Source organism: Micromonospora sp. NBC_00898, from assembly GCF_045207895.1.
Taxonomy (GTDB): domain Bacteria; phylum Actinomycetota; class Actinomycetes; order Mycobacteriales; family Micromonosporaceae; genus Micromonospora.
Genome location: NZ_CP108775.1, coordinates 1,144,526 through 1,163,119 on the forward strand (window position 1 = coordinate 1,144,526; position 18,594 = coordinate 1,163,119).

The following is an 18,594-nucleotide window of genomic DNA, read 5'->3' on the forward strand; positions in this document are numbered from 1 at the left end:
CGCCCGGGCGTCCTCCGCCCGTCCGGCGGCAGTGCGCCACGCCACACGCCCGCCAGAGTGTACGGGTAGCCGCTGTGAATGTGGTGTACGAGGTCCGGCCTGGGTTTATCGGGGTATGTCACTGTGCCGGGCGGGACGGCTGGGACCGCTGGGTCGGAACAATGCGCTCGCCCGTCCGACTAGGCTGCTGGATGGGGACGACGATTCGACGGAAAGGGAGCGGACGTGCTCGTGGCCGGCTTTCCCGCGGACGCCTTCGGCACCAACTGCTACGTGGTGGCGACCGCGCCGGGGGAGCAGTGCGTGGTGGTCGACCCCGGCATCGGGGTGCTCGACCGGCTCGACGCCCTGCTCGGCGAGCACCGCCTGCACCCGGTCGCCGTGCTGCTCACCCACGGCCACCTCGACCACACCTTCTCCGTGGCGCCGGTCTGCGACGCGCGGGGCATCCCCGCGTACGTCCACCCGGACGACCGGGAGCTGCTCGCCGACCCGTCGAAGGCGCTCTCCATGGACCTCACCCAGCTCTTCGGCGGTCGGCTGCCGTACGCCGAGCCGGACGACGTGGCGGAGCTGACCGACGGGGCGACGCTGACCCTCGCCGGGTTGGAGATCACCGTCGACCACGCTCCGGGCCATACCGGCGGGTCGGTGCTGTTCCGGATGCCCGGCGCCGGCTCGCCCTGGGAGTCCGAGCAGATCTGCCTCTCCGGTGACGTGCTCTTCGCCGGCTCGATCGGCCGCACCGACCTGCCGGGCGGCAGCATGCCCCGGATGCTGTCCAGCCTGCGGGAGAAGGTTCTCCCGCTGGCCGACGACACCGTCGTCCTGCCCGGCCACGGCCCCGCGACCACCATCGGCCGCGAGCGGGCGAGCAACCCGTACCTCATGGAGGTGGCGGGGTCCGGCGGCGCGCGCCCGGCCGCGCCCAGCCGCGGTCTGTAGACCCACCGCACCCACGACTCCCCGCGCGGTCCGCGCGGGACGCAAGGAGTTCGCCATGAGCAAGCCCACGCCCATCTCCGGTTTCCCGGAGTGGACGCCCGCCCAGCGGATGATCGAGCAGTTCGTGCTGGACCGGATCCGCGCCACCTTCGAGCTGTACGGCTTCGCGCCCCTGGAGACCCGCTCGGTCGAGCCGCTGGACCAGTTGCTGCGCAAGGGCGAGACCTCGAAGGAGGTCTACGTGCTGCGCCGGCTCCAGGCGGACACCGACGGCCCGGCCGGTGACGACTCGCTCGGCCTGCACTTCGACCTGACCGTGCCGTTCGCCCGGTACGTGCTGGAGAACGCCGGCAAGCTCCAGTTCCCGTTCCGCCGCTACCAGATCCAGAAGGTGTGGCGGGGGGAGCGCCCGCAGGAGGGGCGCTACCGGGAGTTCCTTCAGGCCGACATCGACATCGTCGACCGGGACACCCTGCCGGCCCACTACGAGGCCGAGATGCCGCTGGTGATCGGCGACGCGCTGCGCTCGCTGCCCATCCCGCCGGTGCGGATCCAGGTCAACAACCGCAAGATCTGCGAGGGCTTCTACCGGGGGGTCGGGATCAGCGACCCCGAGTCGGCGCTGCGGGCGGTGGACAAGCTCGACAAGATCGGCCCGGCGAAGGTTGCCGAGCTGCTGGCGGAGACCGCCGGGGCGAGCGAGGCGCAGGCCAAGGCGGTCCTGGCGCTGGCGGAGATCTCCGCGTCGGACGCGTCGTTCGCCGACGCGGTGCGCGCCCTGGGCGTGAGCGATCCGCTGCTCGACGAGGGCATCGCCGAGTTGACCGCCGTGGTGGAGACCGCCGCCGCGCACTCGCCCGGTCTCTGCGTGGCCGACCTGCGGATCGCCCGTGGCCTGGACTACTACACCGGCACCGTCTACGAGACGCAGATGGTGGGCTACGAGCGGTTCGGCTCGGTCTGCTCCGGCGGCCGGTACGACAACCTGGCCAGCTCCGGAAACGTCTCCTTCCCCGGCGTGGGCATCTCGATCGGCGTGACCCGGCTGCTCGGCCTGCTCTTCGGCGCCGACGCGCTCACGGTCTCCCGCAGCGTGCCGACCTGCGTCCTGGTCGCCGTCACCAACGAGGAGGACCGCCCGGCGAGCAACAAGGTCGCCGAGGCGCTGCGTTCCCGGGGCATCCCCACCGAGGTGTCACCGAGCGCGGCGAAGTTCGGCAAGCAGATCCGGTACGCCGAGCGGCGCGGCATCCCGTACGTCTGGTTCCCGGGCGCCGAGGGCGACGAGGTGAAGGACATCCGCTCCGGCGAGCAGGTCGCCGCGGCGGCGGGGGAGTGGACGCCCCCGCGCGCGGACCTGAAACCACTGGTCAGCTGAATTCCTTACTGGCGCGTACGGGGGTAGAGGACCTACGGTGGCGTAAGTTACGCCGCCGTAGGGAGACTTGCATGACCGCCCCGATGAGCCAGACCGCCCTGCTCCTCGAACTCGAAGCCGTGGTGGAGAAGAACCTCGACCGGCACCTGTCGATGGCAAAGGAGTGGTTCCCGCACGAGTACGTCCCGTGGAGCGAGGGACGCACCTTCGACGGCCCGCTCGGCGGCGAGGCCTGGTCGGAGAACGACACCACCATCCCCGAGGTGGCCCGCACGGCGCTGATCGTCAACCTGCTCACCGAGGACAACCTGCCCTCGTACCACCACGAGATCGCCACCCTGTTCGGCCGGGACGGCGCGTGGGGGAACTGGGTGCACCGGTGGACCGCCGAGGAAGGGCGGCACGGCACCGCGATCCGCGACTACCTGACGGTCACCCGGGCGGTCGACCCGGTGGCGCTGGAACGCGCCCGGATGACCCACATGTCGGCGGGCTACGTCAACGCGCACGGCGACGAGGTGCTGCACTCCCTGGCGTACGTGTCGCTCCAGGAGCTGGCGACCCGGATCTCGCACCGCAACACCGGCCGGGTCACCGGCGACCCGGCCTGCGAGGCGCTGCTGGCCCGGGTGGCCGCCGACGAGAACCTGCACATGGTCTTCTACCGCAACCTGCTCGCCGCGGCCTTCGAACTGGCCCCGAGCCAGGCGATGCGGGCCGTCGCGGACGTGCTGGCCGACTTCCAGATGCCCGGCGTGGGCATCGACGGCTTCGCCCGCAAGTCCGTGGCGATCGCCCTGGCCGGCATCTACGACCTGCGCCAGCACCGCGACGAGGTGGTCGTCCCCGTGCTGCGCCAATGGGACGTCTTCAACGTGACCGGCCTGGACGCCGACGGCGAGGCCGCCCGGGAGGCCGTCGCCGCCCACCTCGACTCCCTGGAGCAGGCGGCGTCCCGCTTCGAGGAGAAGCGCGCCGCCCGCGAGGCCCGCCTCGCCGCCCACGCCTGACTGCCACCTCCCACCACCGCGATCTTGCACTTTGTGCCTCGGCAAGAGCCGCAACAGGCCCACACCGGCGACCCAAAGTGCAAGATCGGCGGGAGTGGGGTGGGTCAGGCGGGGGGGTCGAGGGGGAAGAGGAGGCAGGTCGACGTGGCGTGGGCGATGAGGCGGCCCTGGGCGTCGGTGAGGCGGGCCTCGGCGAGGGCGGTGCGGCGGCCGCGCTGGAGCACCGTGCCCTCGCAGCGCAGGGTGCCGCTGGCGACCGTTACCGGGCGGAGGAACTTCACGTTCAGGTCCAGCGAGGTGTAGCCGACGCCGGCGGGCAGGGTGGTGTGCACCGAGCAGGCGGCGGCGGTGTCCAGCAGGGTGGAGATGACGCCGCCGTGGACGGTGCCGAGCGGGTTGTAGTGGAACTCCTGGGGCACCAGCTCCACCGCGACCCGGCCCTCGTCGGCCTCCATCCGGGCCATGTCGATCAGGTGCATGATCGGCGGCGCGGCCAGCTCGCCGGCGATCATCGCGCGGAGCAGCTCCAGGCCGCTGCGCCGGCCGACGTGGGCCGCGCCGGCGGCCGGGTCGGACCAGGAGAAGGTACGGCTGCGGTCCTGCGTCTGTGTCATGGACTCAGCCTCGCAGCGCTTGCTGAGTCTGTCAATCAGACCTAGCCTGGTCGGCATGAGACCCGCGGCGCTGGACTGGTCGGTCGAGAACTGCACCATCGCCCGGGCGATGGAGGTGCTCGGCGAGCGGTGGACCCTGGTCGTGCTCCGCGAGGTGTTCAACGGCATCCGCCGCTTCGACGACATGCGGGTACGCACCGGCATCCCCCGGCAGGTGCTCACCAACCGGCTCGCCACCCTGGTCGAGCAGGGCGTGCTGCGCCGCGAGCCGTACCGGGAGCCGGGCAGCCGGCTGCGTCACGAGTACCGGCTGACCGGCAAGGGCCTCGACCTGTGGCCGGTGCTGGTGGCGGTGCTCGGCTGGGGCGACCGCTACCTCGCCGACCCGGAGGGCTCGCCGCTGCGGGTGACCCACCGGGACTGCGGCGCCGAGGTCCACGTGGAGTTGCGCTGCGCCGAGGGGCACGAGGTCGCCGACCCCCGCGACGTGGTGCCCCGGCCGGGCCCCGGGGCGCGCCGCGGGAGCTGAGGCGCGACCCGGCGCGCGGGCGGTCGGGCCGTCCGCGCGCCGGGCGGGGGAGCGCTTACCAGCCGAAGCCGTTGGCGTACGAGACGCTGGCCAGCACCGCCTGGCCACTGGTGTTCGGGTGGAAGTAGTCCCAGGTCGAGACCTGGCTCAGCACGAACGGGTAGTTGAACACCGCGTTGTCGTCGAAGTCGCAGTTCGTGCCGTACGCGGCGCAGGCCTGGGCGAGCTGGGTGTTGTAGTCCACCACCCGCTGTCGAACCCGCGCCCGCCGGTCGACGTCGGCCTGCGCGGTCGAGGTGGCGTTGGCCAGCATCGACTGGCAGATGCCGAACGCCGACCAGGCGCTGCGGGCGCTGCCGCTGCCCTTGCCGATGTACCAGAGGCGGTAGATGTCCGGCACGCTGATCACCGCGACCCGGGCGTTGGGCAGGCCGGCCTTGAGGCGGTTGAGCGCGCTGTCGATGTTGGCCCGATAGGTGGTCACCGGGGTCATGGTGGCTTCCGAGCCGGTGCAGGCGTCGTTGGCGCCAATCAGCATGGTGACGTACTCGACGCCCTGGCTGACCGCGGTGCCGGCCTGGCCGTAAATGTCGGCGGACTTGGCGCCGCTGCGGGCGTCGTTGTTGTTGCGGGCCTGGATGTTCGGGTTGACCGCGCGGATCCGCAGGTAGTGACTGTTCACGGTGGAGTAGTCACCGGTGCTGAACGACCGCGAGGTGCAGTCGACGTACCAGCCGCAGGCGTTGAAGCCGCGGGTGATCGAGTCGCCGAGGCTGGCCATCGAGTTGGGTGGTGCGGTGGCGGCGGCGCTGGCCGGGCTGGCGGCGAGCAGGACGAGGGCGGTCAGGCTGGCGAGGGCGGCCAGCACGCGTCGGGGGATGGTCATCGTGGCCTCCGGATCGCGGGTGCCGGTAATGCGACGGTGACCGGATGTTATAGATGACAGTCATTGTCCACAATGGTGCGGAGCCGTTACATGTGGCCGGTGGGTGAATTCGGGCAAACCGAGGTCTTGTCTACGATCTTAAATATGTGAATACTTCAACCAAGCCCGGCCGGTTGCCGCAGCTAGGCCGGGTTGGTTCAGGGTCCTCGCCATGAGTTGGGCCCCCCACCCCCATCCGGGAGGTTGTTCATGCGACCCACGAGGTCATCGCTCCGCCGCGCCGTCACCGCCGCCGTCGCCGGAACCCTGGTAGCCGGCTCGCTGCTCGGCGCGCCCGCCCAGGCGGCACCCTCGTCGCCCGCTTCCCCCGACGCCGCGGCCAACCTGGCCGCCCGGCTCGGCGACCGCGCCGCCGGCACGTACGCCGACGCCAGCGGCACGATGGTCGTCGCGGTCACCGACGCCGCCGCCGCCCGCGCGGTCCGCGCCGCCGGCGCCACGCCGAAGCTCGTCACCCGCGGCGCCGCGGCGCTGCAGGCCGCCACCGCCGAGCTGGAGCGCTCCGCAAGGATCCCCGGAACCGCCTGGTGGACCGACCCGGCCACCAACCAGGTCGTGGTCTCCTACGACAGCACGGTCACCGGCGCCAAGTTGGAGCAGGTCCGGGCCGCTGCGGCCCGCACCAACGGCGCGACGCGGCTGGTCTCCGAGCCGGGCGTGCTCAGCAAGAGGCTCTCCGGCGGGCAGGCCATCTACACCGGCGCCTACCGCTGCTCGCTCGGCTTCAACGTCCGCAGCGGTAGCACCTACTACTTCCTCACCGCCGGGCACTGCACCAACCTCGGGTCCACCTGGTACTCCAACTCCAGCCACACCACCGTGCTGGGCAGCCGGGCCGGCACCAGCTTCCCGGGCAACGACTACGGCATCGTGCGCTACGCCAGCGGCGTGTCCCACCCCGGCAACGTCTACCTCTACAACGGCAGCTACCAGGACATCACCACGGCCGGCAACGCGTACGTCGGCCAGGCCGTCAAGCGCAGCGGCAGCACCACCGGCGTGCACAGCGGCTCCGTCTCCGCCACCGGCGCGACGGTGAACTACGCCGAGGGTTCCGTCTCCGGCCTGATCCGCACCAACGTCTGCGCCGAGGGCGGCGACAGCGGCGGCTCGCTCTTCGCCGGCAGCACCGCGCTGGGCCTCACCTCCGGCGGCAGCGGCAACTGCTCCTCCGGCGGCACCACCTACTTCCAGCCGGTCACGGAGCCGCTGAGCGTCTACGGCGTCAGCGTCTACTGACCGATCCGCCGCGAGCGGGCCGCCGGCCGACCGGCGGCCCGCTCCGCCGCGTCCCGGCGAGCCACGCCCGCCGGGCGGAGAGCATCGCCAGCAGCGGCCAGAGCGCGACCGCCGCCGCGGTCACCCGCTCGGCCAGCCCGGTCCGCGAGCCGCCGGTCACCTCGAAGGCACACCAGCCGAACAGGCCCAGCAGCAGCGCGGTGACGCCCAGCGCCACCGGCCGGCGGAACGCCCACGGCGGCTCCGGCCGGGTCGGGTGCCCGCTGTCCGGCCCACGCGGCAGCCGCAGCGCCGACCCGGCGGGCCAGAGCGCCAGGGCGAGGACGGCCACGGTCGCCACGATGCCGTGGCCGAGGGAGCCGCCGACCTTCGGCCGGGGGAAGGCGATCAGCGCGACGGTGGCGACCCCGCCGACGGCGAGGAGGAACCGGCTGGGCAGCCCGGCCGCGTGCAGCACCGCGGCGGTCGCCAGGTAGCAGCAGCCCAGCAGCGCCAGGCAACCGACCATGATCCAGGGGTCCGTCGCGTCCTGCCCCGCCAGCTCGCTGATGGTGTCCCGGACCGGGTCGTACCCGGCGGGCTGCCGGGCGCCCGCGATCGTCCAGCCGGACACCAGCAGCACGGGCGCCGCCCCCGCCGCGACCACGGCCCAGGTCGGTACGGCACGCATCCGGCCACGGTAACCGCCCGAGCGGCCCGCCGGACGGGGATCGGCAGACCCCCCGGGTCCGAATGGGCCGGTCTGCCGGGTGCCCCAGAGACAGGGCGGCCGTCCCTGACAGAATGTCGGTGAGGACTGTTCCACGATGAGGAGTTGCCAGCCGTGATCCGTACCCACAATGCCGGAAGCCTGCGCGCCGCGGACGCCGGCTCGACGGTGACGCTCGCCGGGTGGGTGGCCCGCCGGCGCGACCACGGCGGGGTCATCTTCGTCGACCTGCGCGACGGCTCCGGCGTGGTCCAGGTGGTCTTCCGCGAGGAGGACGCGCACGCGCTGCGCAACGAGTTCTGCGTGAAGGTCACCGGCGAGGTGACCCGGCGCCCCGCCGGCAACGAGAACCCGGACCTGCCCACCGGCGAGGTCGAGGTGACCGCCACCGAGCTGGAGGTGCTCTCCGAGGCGGCCCCGCTGCCGCTGCCGGTGGACGACCAGATCGAGGCCGGCGACGACATCCGGCTCAAGTACCGCTACCTGGACCTGCGCCGCAGCGGCCCGGCCAACGCGATGCGGCTGCGCTCGCGGGCCAACCAGCTCGCCCGGGGTGTGCTGCACGAGCGGGACTTCCTGGAGATCGAGACGCCGACGCTGACCCGCTCCACCCCGGAGGGCGCGCGCGACTTCCTGGTCCCGGTCCGCCTTCAGCCGGGTAGCTGGTACGCCCTGCCGCAGTCGCCGCAGCTGTTCAAGCAGCTGCTCATGGTCGGCGGCATGGAGCGGTACTACCAGATCGCCCGCTGCTACCGCGACGAGGACTTCCGGGCCGACCGGCAGCCCGAGTTCACCCAGCTCGACATCGAGATGTCGTTCGTCACCGAGGACGACGTGATCGACCTCGGCGAGGCGATCGTCTCGGCGCTCTGGAAGGACCTGGCCGGGTACGAGATCTCCCGGCCGATCCCGCGGATCACCTGGCACGACGCGATGGCCCGGTACGGCTCGGACAAGCCGGACCTGCGCTACGGCGTCGAGCTGACCGAGCTGACCGAGTACCTGCGCGGCACCGAGTTCCGGGTCTTCGCCGGCGCGATCGACGCGGGCGGCTACGTCGGCGCGGTGGTCATGCCGGGCGGCGCGGCCCAGTCCCGCAAGGAGCTGGACGGCTGGCAGGACTGGGCCAAGGCGCGCGGCGCGCGCGGCCTGGCGTACGTGGTGCTCGACGCGGAGACCGGCGAGGCGCGCGGCCCGGTGGCGAAGAACCTCTCCGCCGAGCACCTGGGCGGGCTCGCCGACGCGGTCGGCGCCAAGCCGGGCGACGCGGTCTTCTTCGCCGCCAGCACCAACACCCGGGAGGCGCAGGAGCTGCTCGGCGCGGCCCGCATCGAGATCGCCAAGCGGGCCGGCCTGGTCGACGAGAGCGCCTGGGCGTTCTGCTGGGTGGTCGACGCGCCCATGTTCGAACGCACCGACGAGGGCGGCTGGACGGCCGTGCACCACCCGTTCACCTCCCCGAACGCCGAGTGGGTGGACCGGTTCGAGGAGGCCCCCGACCGGGCCCTGGCGTACGCGTACGACATCGTCTGCAACGGCAACGAGATCGGCGGCGGCTCCATCCGTATCCACCGCGGCGACGTGCAGAAGCGGGTCTTCGACCTGCTGGGCATCACCCCGGAGGAGGCGCAGGACAAGTTCGGCTTCCTGCTGGAGGCGTTCAAGTACGGCGCCCCGCCGCACGGCGGCATCGCCTTCGGCTGGGACCGGGTCTGCATGCTGCTCGCCGGCGCCGACTCGATCCGCGAGGTCATCGCCTTCCCGAAGACCCGGGGCGGGTTCGACCCGCTGACCGGCGCGCCGACGCCGATCACGGCGCAGCAGCGTCTGGAGGCCGGCATCGACGCCAAGCCCAAGGCGGCGACCGGCCCGCACGCCGGCACCGCCGGCCCGGCCGCCCCGGTGGCCGACCCGGTCTGAGCCGTCCCCACGTGATCGAGCGGTCCGCGTCATGATGACGCGGACCGCTCGACCTTTTCGGGAAACGAGGACTGGGATGACACTGCTCGTGGTGGGGGCCAGCGGCTTCCTCGGCGCGGAGATCTGCCGGCAGGCGGTGGCCGCGGGGGAGCGGGTGGTCGGGACGTACCACTCGGCCGCCGTCGCGGTGCCGGGCGTCGAGGCGCGCCGGCTCGACGTCACCGACCGGTCCGCCGTGCGCGCGCTCGTCACCGCGGTACGCCCCGACGCCGTCATCGGCACGCCCTACCGGTACGCCGACTGGGCGGTCACCGCCGACGGGGCCGCGCACGTGGCGGTGGCCGCCGCCGAGGTGGGGGCCCGCCTCGTCCACCTGTCCAGCGACGCGCTGCATGCCGGCCGGCCGTCGCCCTATCTGGACGACGACCCGCCCAGCCCGGTCTTTCCGTACGGTGCGGCGAAGGCGGCGGCGGAAACCGCGGTGCGGGCGATCGACCCGGGGGCCGTGCTGGTCCGGACCTCGCTGATCGTGGGGGAGGGGAGCAAGCAGATCCAGCTCTGCCGCGACGCGCTGGCCGGCCGGGCCACCCTGTTCACCGACGAGCTCCGCTGCCCGGTCGACGTGGTCGACGTGGCCGCCGCCGTCCTCGAACTGGTGCCCTCGGGGTACGCCGGCCCGCTCAACGTGGCCGGCCCGGACGCGGTCAGCCGCGCCGAGCTGGGCCTGCTGGTGGCCCGCCGGGAGGGGATCGACCCGGCCGGGATGAAGACCACCACCGGTGCCGCCTCCGGCCTGCTCCGCCCCACCGACGTGCGCCTCGACTCCACCCGCGCCGCCGGACTGCTGCGCACCCGGCTGCGTGGGATCCGCGAACTCCTCGCCGCCTGACCTCCTCGCCGCCACCGTCGGATCGTGCACACTTCCTATGCAAAACTATTGTGCATAGGAAGTGTGCACGGATATTGTGCAAGGCATGGAGAACGACGACCCGGGGACCCGGCCCGCGCCGCGCGCGGTGCGGATCGACCACCGCCAGGTGCGGGTGCTCGCCCACCCGCTGCGCATGCGCCTGGTCGGCGCCCTGCGCGTGAAGGGTCCGGCCACCGCCACCGCCCTCGCCGAACTGCTCAACACCAACACCGGCGCCACCAGCTACCACCTCCGCCAGCTCGCCGAGGTCGGCCTGGTCGTCGAGGACCCCGACCGGGGCACCGGCCGGCAGCGCTGGTGGCGGGCCGCGCACGACGTCACCAACTGGGAGCCGACCGACTTCGACGACGACCCGGACGCCCGGGCGGCGATCGAGTGGATCCAGGGCGACCAGGTGCGCCTCCTCGTCGAGCACGCCGAGCGGTGGTTCGCGGCCCAGCACGAATGGTCGCCCGCCTGGCGGGACGCCTTCGGCATGGGCGACATCTTCCTGACCATCCCGCCGGCCCGCTTGGAGGCGCTCAAGGCTGAGGTGTGGCAGGTACTCGAGCGCTACCACCACGAGGCGGACGCCGCCGAGCCGGACGCCGAGCCGGTGCAGGTCTTCCTCGCCGCCTACCCGTTGATCCAGGAGATGCGATGAGCGCGCTGTCCGTACGCCAGGTCCGGTTCCGCTACCTCACCCTCTACGGCCTGCGCTGGCTGCCCACCGGCCTGATGATCCCGGTCATGATCCTGGTGATGCAGGAGCGCGGCCTGTCGCTGTCCCAGATCGGCCTGGTCTCCACCGCCCAGGGGCTGGTGGTCCTGGCCCTGGAACTGCCGACCGGCGGGCTCGCCGACGCGCTCGGCCGCAAGCCGGTGCTGGCCACCGCCTGGGCGCTCAGCCTGGTCTCGCTCGGCCTCTTCGCGGTGGCCGACTCCTTCTGGCTCTTCTTCCTGGTCTGGGCGCTGCAGGGCGTCTATCGGGCGCTGGACAGCGGCCCGCTGGAGTCCTGGTACGTCGACGCCACCCTCGCCGCCGATCCGAAGGCCGAGTACGAGCGCGGCCTCGGTTTCGCCGGTACCGTCTCCGGCGTCGCCATCGCCGGGGGCGCGCTGCTCAGCGGTGGCCTGATCGCGCTCGGCCCGGTCGGGCCGGTCAGCGCCCTGACCGTGCCGGTCCTGGTCGCCATCGCCCTGCAGGCGGTGGCCCTGGTCGCCCTGCTGGTCCTCCTCGTGGAGACCGGCCCGGCCAAGGGCTCAGGCGCGCTGCGCGCCTCGGTCGCCGAGGCCCCGCGCATGGTCGGCCAGGCCTTCGGGCTGCTGCGCCGCTCCCGGGTGCTGCTCGCCCTGGTCGCCGTCGAGTTGTTCTGGGGCTTCGGCATGGTCACCTTCGAGTCGCTGCTGCCGGTCCGCCTCGCCGAGGTGGTCGGCAACGCCGACCGCGCGGCCGCGCTGCTCGGGCCGGCCAGCTCCGCGGCCTGGCTCGTCTCGGCGGCCGGCGCCGCGGCGACCCCGCTCCTGCTGCGCTGGCTCGGCGCCGCGCCGAGCGCCGCGCTGCTGCGGATCCTGCAGGGTGTGACGGTACTCGGGATGGGCGTGTTCGCCGGCCCGGTCGGGGTGCTCATCGCCTACCTCGCCTGCTACACCGTGCACGGCGCGTCGAACCCGCTGCACATGGGGCTGCTGCACCGCCAGGTCGACGGGCCGTACCGCACCAGCGTGATCTCGTTGAACTCGATGATGGGGCAGCCCGGCTTCGCGCTCGGCGCGGTGCTGCTCACCGCGATCGCCGACGCCAGCAGCGTGACCATGGCGATGCTGGTCGGCGCGGTGGTGCTCGCCGTGGCCGCCCCGCTCTACCTGCCGGCCTGGCGCGCCGGTCGGAACGCCGCGCTGGTCCCCGCGGACGAGCCCGACGACACCCTCCCGGCTCCGCCGGCCGGTCCCGGCGACGCCCTCGCCGGCGCGCCGGCCGGTCCGGCTCCGGCCGTGCCGCCCACGCCCGCCGAGCCGGCGACCCGGGAGGGTGCCGCGGCCCGGGCGAGCTGAGCGCCAACGAGCGGGGCCCCTGCCCGGAATGCGGTGCCAGGGGCCCCGCTCCGCTCAGCCGAGGTGGACGGAGCTGCGGGGCACGGCACCGGTGTAGCCGAGCCGGCGGTAGAGCCGGATCGCCCCGACGTTGTGGGTGTAGACGCCGAGGGCGACGTGGTCGTACCGGGTGAACAGCGCCCGGGTCATCCCGGCGGTCAGCGCCGCGCCGAGGCCGCGCCCCCGCCGGTCGGTGGCCACGGTCAGCCCGGCCAGGAAGCCGATGTCACCCCGGCTGCGGTCCGCCCCGCAGGCGACCAGGCGGTCGCCGTCGCGGATGCCGTACCAGTCGACGATGCGCGGGTCGCCGGGGCGGGAGGTGGTGGTCGGGAAGGACTCCTCGATCAGCGCCACCAGGGCCGGGTGGTCGGCCTCGGTGAGGCGTACCACCCGCTCCTGCTCAGGCTGGGGCGGCGGGGGCGTGGTGGTCCAGAGGAAGTCCCACTCGTCGAGCCGGGCGACGGTCAGCCGCCCGGCCAGCTCCGCCGCCGTGGTGCGGGGCAGGTGCAGCCAGTGGCCCGGGCGCAGCGCCCCGTCGGCCACGAGACCGGCGAAGACGTCGACCGCCGGGGCGGCCGGCCCCAGCGCCCCGCCGGCCGGCCCCTGCTCCGGCGGCAGGAGCCAGCCCACCGCCTCGTCCCGGCGCCAGCCGCGTGGCTGGTGGTCGCGCCAGAGCGCGTGCCGGGCGTACGGGTGGTGTCCGGTGGCGGCCAGGAGGGCGTCCCGACCCACCAGGACCTGGTCGGCAGTGATCATGCCGCCAGCCTAGAACGCCGATGTTGGCGTTGGCCGAGCCTGGGGGCGGACCGCTCCACGGTGGAGATTGACGAACAGACCGATTGGGTACATCAGGCGCCGACCTACTGGGAACCCCCACCGGAGGAACGACATGCTCGCCATTCTCGCGGCCATCGTGTTCGGCTTCGCGCTGCTGCTCGACTTCCTGAACACGAACCTCGGCACCCCCGACCTCTTCAACAACTGGACCCTGGCCCTGATCGGCTTCCTGCTGCTCTCGCTCTACCTGGCCGGGGTGGGCTCCGGCCCGCGCGGCGGTGGCGGCGGCCGCTGGTACCGGGGACGCCGTCCGGGCCGTGGCTGACCGGAACGGATCACCGGGCCCGGTGCGCGGCGCGATTCCAGCGTCGCCGACCGGGCCCGGTACTGTCTTCGTGATGGAGTCCGAAGCCCTCTTCACCCTCGGCGAACCCGCCGGCGCGCCCAGCGCCCCCGCGGGTTCCGGCGGTGTCGACGGGTTCACCGCCGCCGGGGAGGATTCGCCCCTGCCGGTGCGGATGCGGCCCGCCAGCATCGACGAACTGGTCGGCCAGGAGCACCTGCTCGCCCCGGGCGCGCCCCTGCGGCAGCTGGTCGGCGGCGCGACGCCCATGTCGGTGATCCTCTGGGGCCCGCCGGGCAGCGGCAAGACCACCATCGCCCACCTCGTCGCCCGGGCCACCGACCGGCGCTTCGTCGCCATGTCGGCCCTCTCCGCCGGGGTCAAGGACGTCCGGGCGGTGATCGAGACCGCCCGCCGGCAACGTCGCACCGGCGGCCCGCAGACCGTGCTCTTCATCGACGAGGTGCACCGGTTCAGCAAGACCCAGCAGGATTCGCTGCTCGCCGCGGTGGAGGACCGGACGGTCACCCTGCTCGCCGCGACCACCGAGAACCCGTACTTCTCGGTCATCTCACCGCTGCTGTCCCGGTGCGTGCTGCTCACCCTCCAGCCGCTGACCGACGACGCCGTGCGCGGCCTGCTGCGCCGCGCGGTCGCCGACGAGCGTGGCCTGCGTGGCGCGCTCACCCTGGCCACCGACGCCGAGGACCACCTGGTACGCCTCGCCGGCGGGGACGTCCGCAAGGCGCTGACCGCGCTGGAGGCGGCGGCCGCCACCGCCACCGCGCTCGGCGCCGGCCGGATCGACCTGGCCACCGCCGAGCAGGCGGTCGACGTCGCCGCTGTCCGCTACGACCGCGACGGTGACGCCCACTACGACGTGACCAGCGCGTTCATCAAGAGCATGCGCGGCTCGGACGTGGACGCGGCGCTGCACTGGCTGGCCCGGATGCTGGTCGCCGGTGAGGACGCCCGCTTCATCGCCCGCCGCCTGGTGATCTTCGCCAGCGAGGACGTCGGGATGGCCGACCCCACCGCGCTGAGCGTCGCCACCGCCGCCGCCCACGCCGTGGAGTACGTCGGCCTGCCCGAGGCGCAGCTCAACCTCGCCCAGGCGGTGATCCACCTGGCCACCGCCCCGAAGTCGAACTCGGCCACCACCGCCATCGGCGCCGCCATCGCCGACGTTCGGGCCGGTCGCGGCGGCGCGGTCCCGCGTGGGCTGCGCGACGCGCACTACTCCGGCGCGCGGGGCCTCGGGCACGGCGCCGGCTACCGCTACCCGCACGACGACCATCGCGGCGTGGTCACCCAGCAGTACGCTCCGGACGATCTCGTCGGGACCGACTACTACCAGCCCAGCGGGCATGGTGCCGAGCGGTCGGTGGCCACCCGGCTGCCGGCGCTGCGCCGGATCGTCCGCGGGCTGCCCGCACCGCCGGCCCGGGGTGAGCAGCCCGCACCGGTCGCCGTGAACGGTGGTCGCCCGGCGGGTCCGGAGCAGGTCAGCGGGGCGGATGAGGGCGGCAGCGACGCTGTCGGGGAGGGTCAGCAGTGATGGCGCGAGGTCCGGAGCGGCCGGAGGACGGCCCCGACGAGCGGCGGGACCCTCGGGCCAAGGGCCGCCGGTGGGGACGGGGCAGGGCCGACGCCGAGCCGGAGGACGCGGTCGCCGGCGAGGAGTTCGGCTGGATCGACGACCTGCGTACGGCCAAGCAGCAGCGTACGGAACTCGGACCGGAAGGTGGCGGCCCCGGCCAGGCGTCCCCGCCCGGTCCGGCGCCGGCGCGCGGCCCGGTGCCGCCCGCCGGTCCGCCCCCGCGTCCCGCGCCGCCCGAGCCGGGCCGGGCTGCCCGGCCGGGAGCCGTGCCCCCGCCCGTCGCGGGTCGCCCCAGGCCCGACGGGCCGTCCGTGCAGCGCAACCCGGCCGAGGCCGGGCCGGCGGCGCCCCCGGTCCGTCCCGGCGGGCCCGACCCGGCCGCCGCCCGGTCGCGCCCAGTCGACGGGCCCTGGCCCGGGTCGCCCGAGCCGGCCGCGCCCGTTCGCCGCCCCACCGAGCCGTCCCGACCCCCGCGCCGCGACGCGGGCGGGTCCACCGCCGCGCACGGCGCGGTCCCGCCGACCGCCGGCGGTCCCGTCCGCGGCGGCCAACCGCCCGCGACCGGCTGGCCGGCGCCGGGCCCGGGCATGCCCTCCAGCGGCCCGCGGTCCGCGCCGCCGCCGGGCGCCGGCCGGCGTGGCCCCGAGGGGCCGGGCGCCCCGGCGTCCGCCCCGCCCACCCCGGGTGCGGGCCGGCGGGGGATGCCCGAGGGCGCTGATCCGGGTGTCCGTCCGGTCTCGGGCGCGGGTCGTCGTGCGGTTCCGGAAGGGACCGATCCTGGACTTCGGCCCGGTGCCGGCGCGGGCCGGCGGGGGATGCCCGAGGGCGCCGATCCGGGTGTCCGCCCGGTCTCGGGCGCGGGCCGGCGTGCCGCTCCGCCCGGCGCGCCCTACCCGACCGTCGCCCCGTCCCCCGGCGCGCCGCGCCCCGGCTCGGCTGGGCCCGAGGGGCGTCGCCGTCGCGCGCCGGCGCCCGTGGACCCGGCCGCTGCGGACGGCCCCACCGGGCCCGGTGTGCCGCGCCCGGGCGGTCGGCGCCGCGCCGGTGAGCCCGAGCAGCCGGTCGTGTCGATGAGCGGCAACGCGCCACCGCTGCCGGCGGACGGCATGTCGCCCGGCGCCGCCCGCTCCGCACCCGGCACCGACCCCGGGCGCGCGGCGGACCGTCGGCGCCCCCGACCCGAGCCGGCTGACCCGTCCGCGCCCGGTCGCCGTGCCGCGCCGGACGCCCCGCCGACCGGTCGTCGTGCCGCGCCGGACGCACCGCCGACCGGTCGTCGCGCCGCGTCCGACGCGCCGCCGACCGGTGGCCGCCCGGCCGCGCCGGACGCCCCATCGCCTGCTGGCCGCCCGGCCGGCCCGGAGGTCACCGGGCCGCTGGCCGGCCGTCGCGCCGCCGGTGGAACCGACCTGCCGGCCGGCCGTCGTGCCGCAGCCGAGGACGGCGACAGCCCGACGGCCCGGCGGGCCGGGACGGACGGGCCGGCCACCCCCGCCCCCGTCGCGGCGGGCGCAACGGCGGCGACGGGCCGCGCGGTGACCGCCCCGAGCGGCCGGCGGACTGGCTGCGCCAGGCCGGCCGCGGACACCACAGCGACCCGGCGATGCCGGTGGTCGACCGGACCGGACCGGCCGGCCTCGCCGGCGAGGAGCCGCCCACCGGCCGACGGGCCGCCCCCGCCGGCCCCGGACGGGCGGCCACCGGACGGACCGGTGGTGCCACGGTGCCGCCGGGATCGGCGGCCGTACCCGATCAGCCCACCGGCGCCCGCGGCGCGGCACGTCCCGGCGGCGCGCCCGCCGGTCCCACCCCGACCGGCCGGCCGGGACCGCCACCGGTCGACGGCGGTCGTCCCGCTCCGTCCCCGGCCGTCGGCGACGGCCGGCCCGCCGGACCGGCGCGCGGCGCGGCCCGGCCCGGTGTCGCGCCCGACGGTCCCGCCCCACCCCGGTCGCCCGCGGCCGACCGGCTCGGCCCCCAGCCCGGCGGCGCCGAGCCCGGCCTCCGTACCTCGGGTGGGCAGCCGGCGGCGGCCCGGGCCGCCGCCCCGATGACCCGGCCCGTCGGCGCCGACGAGCCGCCGACCGGCCGGTCCACCCCACCCCAGCGGGAGCCGGGCCGCCCGGAGCCGCGCGGCGCGGCCTCCGTACCCCCGTCCGGTCGGCCCGGGGACGCGCCCGCGGTGGCGCGGGCCGCCGTGGTCGTACCGCAGGCGGAGCCGATCGGCCCGCGACCGCAACCGGCGGACCCGACGCTGCGCCGGGCCGGGTCGGAGCCCGCGGAGGACGACCGGACGGCCGCCGGTGGCCTGCGTGGCGCCCGGTCCGAGCTGCGCCGGCAGATGCGCGAGCGGCGTCGCCTGCGGATGGGCATCCTCGCCCTGGTCAGCCTGGTGCTGCTCGGCGCGGTGCCGCTCTACTTCGGGCTGCGTACGCTCAGCCGGGACCCGGTCTTCGACTCCCTCGACGCGCTCGACGTGCCGAGCTGGGCGACGGTGAAGACCGTCGACAACGTCAGCGGCAGCCGCTGGTGCCTGCAGGACTGCCGGCTGCGGGAGCGCACGGTGGAGTCGCAGCGGGCGCCGAAGGAGACCACCCAGGCGTACGAGCAGGCGCTGACCCGGGACGGTTGGCGGCGGTGGAAGGTCAGCCGCTGCCCGGAGCAGCCCGCCAAGGGCAGCTACACCTGCTGGCGCCGGGACGAGCTCACCCTCGACCTGTGGGTACGCGAGCCCACCTGCGCCCTGCCGCCGGTCAACGGGCAACCGGCGCCGTCTCCGGCGCCCTCGCCCGCAGCGGGGAAGTGCACCGGCTCGTTGGTGTCGGTGAAGGTGCGCAACGCGATCGACGACGAGCGGACCCGACCACAGCCGAGCACCGACCCGTCACTGACCGGTGAGGATCCGTACCCCACCCTCACCGACGATCCGCTCGGCGAACAGACACGCTCACCGTCCTGAGCCGCTTTCCATCACGGACGGTAGGGTCTGGGGCTGGCAGGCCCGCGCCCGCCGCGTTGACCCTCGTGGGTGGCCGCGTGCCGGTGTGGGTATGACGGTGGCGCGTTCCGGGCGTTGGATCCCGGAACCCTGCTTGAGGAGGACGTGCGTGGATGGTGGACAGATCGCTTGGCTGATCCTGGCCGGCGCGTTCCTGATGCTGGTGCTCGTGCTGGCGGTGCCGATCCTGCGGCTGCGGCACACCGTGGACGCGACGACCCGCATGATCAACGACCTGAACGAGCGGACCACGCCGCTGCTCGGCGACGTCAACACCACCGTGAAGAACGTCAACGTCGCCCTGGAGCAGGTGCAGACCTCCCTCGACGGGGTCAACCTCCAGCTCGCCAAGGTGGACACCATGACCACCCACGCGCAGAACGTGACCGCCAACGTGGCGAACCTGGCCACCGTGGTCTCCGCCGCCGCGGCGAACCCCCTGGTGAAGGTGGCCGCGTTCGGCTACGGCGTACGCCGGGCCGCCTCGGCCCGCCGGCACGCGGAGACCGAGCGTGAGGTGCGCGACACCATCAAGCAGCAGCGCCGGGCCGCCAAGCGCGGCAACCGCTGACCCGGCCGGCG

General features: G+C 74.7%; 17 protein-coding genes. 13 read left to right on the forward strand and 4 right to left on the reverse strand.

The features are described 5' to 3' along the window. Positions 1-225 precede the first annotated feature (225 nt). From OG799_RS05425 to OG799_RS05435, 3 genes are all read left to right on the forward strand, one after another. Positions 226-945 carry an MBL fold metallo-hydrolase gene (locus OG799_RS05425; protein ID WP_406043698.1) on the forward strand — a complete coding sequence of 240 codons (720 nt, stop codon included), beginning with the start codon at positions 226-228 and terminating at the stop codon, positions 943-945. 55 nt (positions 946-1,000) lie between these two features. Continuing rightward, the gene (hisS, locus tag OG799_RS05430; RefSeq protein WP_406043701.1) at positions 1,001-2,323 is read left to right on the forward strand and encodes a histidine--tRNA ligase; all 1,323 of its coding nucleotides are present in this window, start codon (positions 1,001-1,003) and stop codon (positions 2,321-2,323) included. Positions 2,324-2,394: 71 nt separating this feature from the next. Then, on the forward strand, positions 2,395-3,333 hold the full coding sequence (locus OG799_RS05435) for an acyl-ACP desaturase (RefSeq protein ID WP_406043703.1): 939 nt from the start codon (positions 2,395-2,397) through the stop codon (positions 3,331-3,333). 104 nt (positions 3,334-3,437) lie between these two features. Here the strand turns inward: OG799_RS05435 and OG799_RS05440 are convergent, their stop codons facing one another. Further along, the gene (locus OG799_RS05440; protein WP_406043705.1) at positions 3,438-3,947 is read right to left on the reverse strand and encodes a PaaI family thioesterase; all 510 of its coding nucleotides are present in this window, start codon (positions 3,945-3,947) and stop codon (positions 3,438-3,440) included. A gap of 55 nt (positions 3,948-4,002) precedes the next feature. On the opposite strand from OG799_RS05440, the gene OG799_RS05445 reads away from it, so the two are divergent. After that, complete coding sequence (locus OG799_RS05445; protein ID WP_406043707.1) at positions 4,003-4,476, forward strand: winged helix-turn-helix transcriptional regulator; 474 nt, start codon at positions 4,003-4,005, stop codon at positions 4,474-4,476. A gap of 55 nt (positions 4,477-4,531) precedes the next feature. Here OG799_RS05445 and OG799_RS05450 read toward each other — a convergent pair whose 3' ends face one another. Beyond that, positions 4,532-5,362, reverse strand: coding sequence for an SGNH/GDSL hydrolase family protein (locus OG799_RS05450; RefSeq protein WP_406043709.1), 831 nt, complete (start codon positions 5,360-5,362; stop codon positions 4,532-4,534). A 249-nt stretch (positions 5,363-5,611) separates the two neighbouring features. Here OG799_RS05450 and OG799_RS05455 point away from each other — a divergent pair, with 249 nt between their 5' ends. Next, the gene (locus OG799_RS05455; RefSeq protein WP_406043711.1) at positions 5,612-6,661 is read left to right on the forward strand and encodes a S1 family peptidase; all 1,050 of its coding nucleotides are present in this window, start codon (positions 5,612-5,614) and stop codon (positions 6,659-6,661) included. Here OG799_RS05455 and OG799_RS05460 read toward each other — a convergent pair. Continuing rightward, a complete protein-coding gene (locus OG799_RS05460) occupies positions 6,648-7,331 on the reverse strand; it encodes a DUF998 domain-containing protein (RefSeq protein ID WP_406043713.1) in 684 nt (227 codons plus the stop codon). The genes OG799_RS05455 and OG799_RS05460 overlap by 14 nt on opposite strands. A 153-nt stretch (positions 7,332-7,484) precedes the next feature. Here OG799_RS05460 and aspS point away from each other — a divergent pair, with 153 nt between their 5' ends. The 4 genes from aspS (at position 7,485) to OG799_RS05480 (ending at position 12,255) form a co-directional block, all read left to right on the forward strand. Beyond that, on the forward strand, positions 7,485-9,290 hold the full coding sequence (gene aspS / locus OG799_RS05465; protein WP_406043715.1) for an aspartate--tRNA ligase: 1,806 nt from the start codon (positions 7,485-7,487) through the stop codon (positions 9,288-9,290). A 76-nt stretch (positions 9,291-9,366) separates the two neighbouring features. After that, positions 9,367-10,179, forward strand: coding sequence for a sugar nucleotide-binding protein (locus OG799_RS05470; RefSeq protein ID WP_406043717.1), 813 nt, complete (start codon positions 9,367-9,369; stop codon positions 10,177-10,179). An 85-nt stretch (positions 10,180-10,264) separates the two neighbouring features. Continuing rightward, complete coding sequence (locus tag OG799_RS05475) at positions 10,265-10,864, forward strand: ArsR/SmtB family transcription factor (protein ID WP_406043719.1); 600 nt, start codon at positions 10,265-10,267, stop codon at positions 10,862-10,864. After that, entirely contained in the window at positions 10,861-12,255 is a 1,395-nt protein-coding gene (locus OG799_RS05480) for an MFS transporter (protein WP_406043721.1), read from the forward strand. Before OG799_RS05475 ends, OG799_RS05480 begins: the two co-directional genes overlap by 4 nt. A 54-nt stretch (positions 12,256-12,309) precedes the next feature. Here OG799_RS05480 and OG799_RS05485 read toward each other — a convergent pair whose 3' ends face one another. After that, positions 12,310-13,050: a GNAT family N-acetyltransferase gene (locus tag OG799_RS05485; RefSeq protein ID WP_406043723.1), complete on the reverse strand. Its 741-nt coding sequence runs from the start codon at positions 13,048-13,050 to the stop codon at positions 12,310-12,312. A 133-nt stretch (positions 13,051-13,183) separates the two neighbouring features. On the opposite strand from OG799_RS05485, the gene OG799_RS05490 reads away from it, so the two are divergent. From OG799_RS05490 to OG799_RS05505, 4 genes are all read left to right on the forward strand, one after another. Next, positions 13,184-13,396: a hypothetical protein gene (locus OG799_RS05490; RefSeq protein WP_406043725.1), complete on the forward strand. Its 213-nt coding sequence runs from the start codon at positions 13,184-13,186 to the stop codon at positions 13,394-13,396. A gap of 73 nt (positions 13,397-13,469) precedes the next feature. After that, positions 13,470-14,972: a replication-associated recombination protein A gene (locus tag OG799_RS05495; RefSeq protein WP_406043727.1), complete on the forward strand. Its 1,503-nt coding sequence runs from the start codon at positions 13,470-13,472 to the stop codon at positions 14,970-14,972. 2,383 nt (positions 14,973-17,355) lie between these two features. Continuing rightward, positions 17,356-17,973, forward strand: a complete 618-nt coding sequence (locus tag OG799_RS05500; protein WP_406046210.1) for a hypothetical protein — start codon at positions 17,356-17,358, stop codon at positions 17,971-17,973. Positions 17,974-18,121: 148 nt separating this feature from the next. Next, positions 18,122-18,583 carry a DUF948 domain-containing protein gene (locus OG799_RS05505; RefSeq protein WP_406043729.1) on the forward strand — a complete coding sequence of 154 codons (462 nt, stop codon included), beginning with the start codon at positions 18,122-18,124 and terminating at the stop codon, positions 18,581-18,583. Positions 18,584-18,594 lie beyond the last annotated feature (11 nt).

What these genes read in the sequence shown, in the direction of transcription:
- OG799_RS05500 (WP_406046210.1), top strand. Translation starts at nt 17,356, where the DNA reads ATGCGCGAGCGGCGTCGCCTGCGGATGGGCATCCTCGCCCTGGTCAGC.
- OG799_RS05440 (WP_406043705.1), bottom strand. Translation starts at nt 3,947, where the DNA reads ATGACACAGACGCAGGACCGCAGCCGTACCTTCTCCTGGTCCGACCCG.
- OG799_RS05485 (WP_406043723.1), bottom strand. Translation starts at nt 13,050, where the DNA reads ATGATCACTGCCGACCAGGTCCTGGTGGGTCGGGACGCCCTCCTGGCC.
- OG799_RS05495 (WP_406043727.1), top strand. Translation starts at nt 13,470, where the DNA reads ATGGAGTCCGAAGCCCTCTTCACCCTCGGCGAACCCGCCGGCGCGCCC.
- hisS (WP_406043701.1), top strand. Translation starts at nt 1,001, where the DNA reads ATGAGCAAGCCCACGCCCATCTCCGGTTTCCCGGAGTGGACGCCCGCC.
- OG799_RS05450 (WP_406043709.1), bottom strand. Translation starts at nt 5,362, where the DNA reads ATGACCATCCCCCGACGCGTGCTGGCCGCCCTCGCCAGCCTGACCGCC.
- OG799_RS05435 (WP_406043703.1), top strand. Translation starts at nt 2,395, where the DNA reads ATGACCGCCCCGATGAGCCAGACCGCCCTGCTCCTCGAACTCGAAGCC.
- OG799_RS05460 (WP_406043713.1), bottom strand. Translation starts at nt 7,331, where the DNA reads ATGCGTGCCGTACCGACCTGGGCCGTGGTCGCGGCGGGGGCGGCGCCC.
- OG799_RS05445 (WP_406043707.1), top strand. Translation starts at nt 4,003, where the DNA reads ATGAGACCCGCGGCGCTGGACTGGTCGGTCGAGAACTGCACCATCGCC.
- OG799_RS05490 (WP_406043725.1), top strand. Translation starts at nt 13,184, where the DNA reads ATGCTCGCCATTCTCGCGGCCATCGTGTTCGGCTTCGCGCTGCTGCTC.
- OG799_RS05480 (WP_406043721.1), top strand. Translation starts at nt 10,861, where the DNA reads ATGAGCGCGCTGTCCGTACGCCAGGTCCGGTTCCGCTACCTCACCCTC.
- OG799_RS05470 (WP_406043717.1), top strand. Translation starts at nt 9,367, where the DNA reads ATGACACTGCTCGTGGTGGGGGCCAGCGGCTTCCTCGGCGCGGAGATC.
- OG799_RS05475 (WP_406043719.1), top strand. Translation starts at nt 10,265, where the DNA reads ATGGAGAACGACGACCCGGGGACCCGGCCCGCGCCGCGCGCGGTGCGG.
- OG799_RS05455 (WP_406043711.1), top strand. Translation starts at nt 5,612, where the DNA reads ATGCGACCCACGAGGTCATCGCTCCGCCGCGCCGTCACCGCCGCCGTC.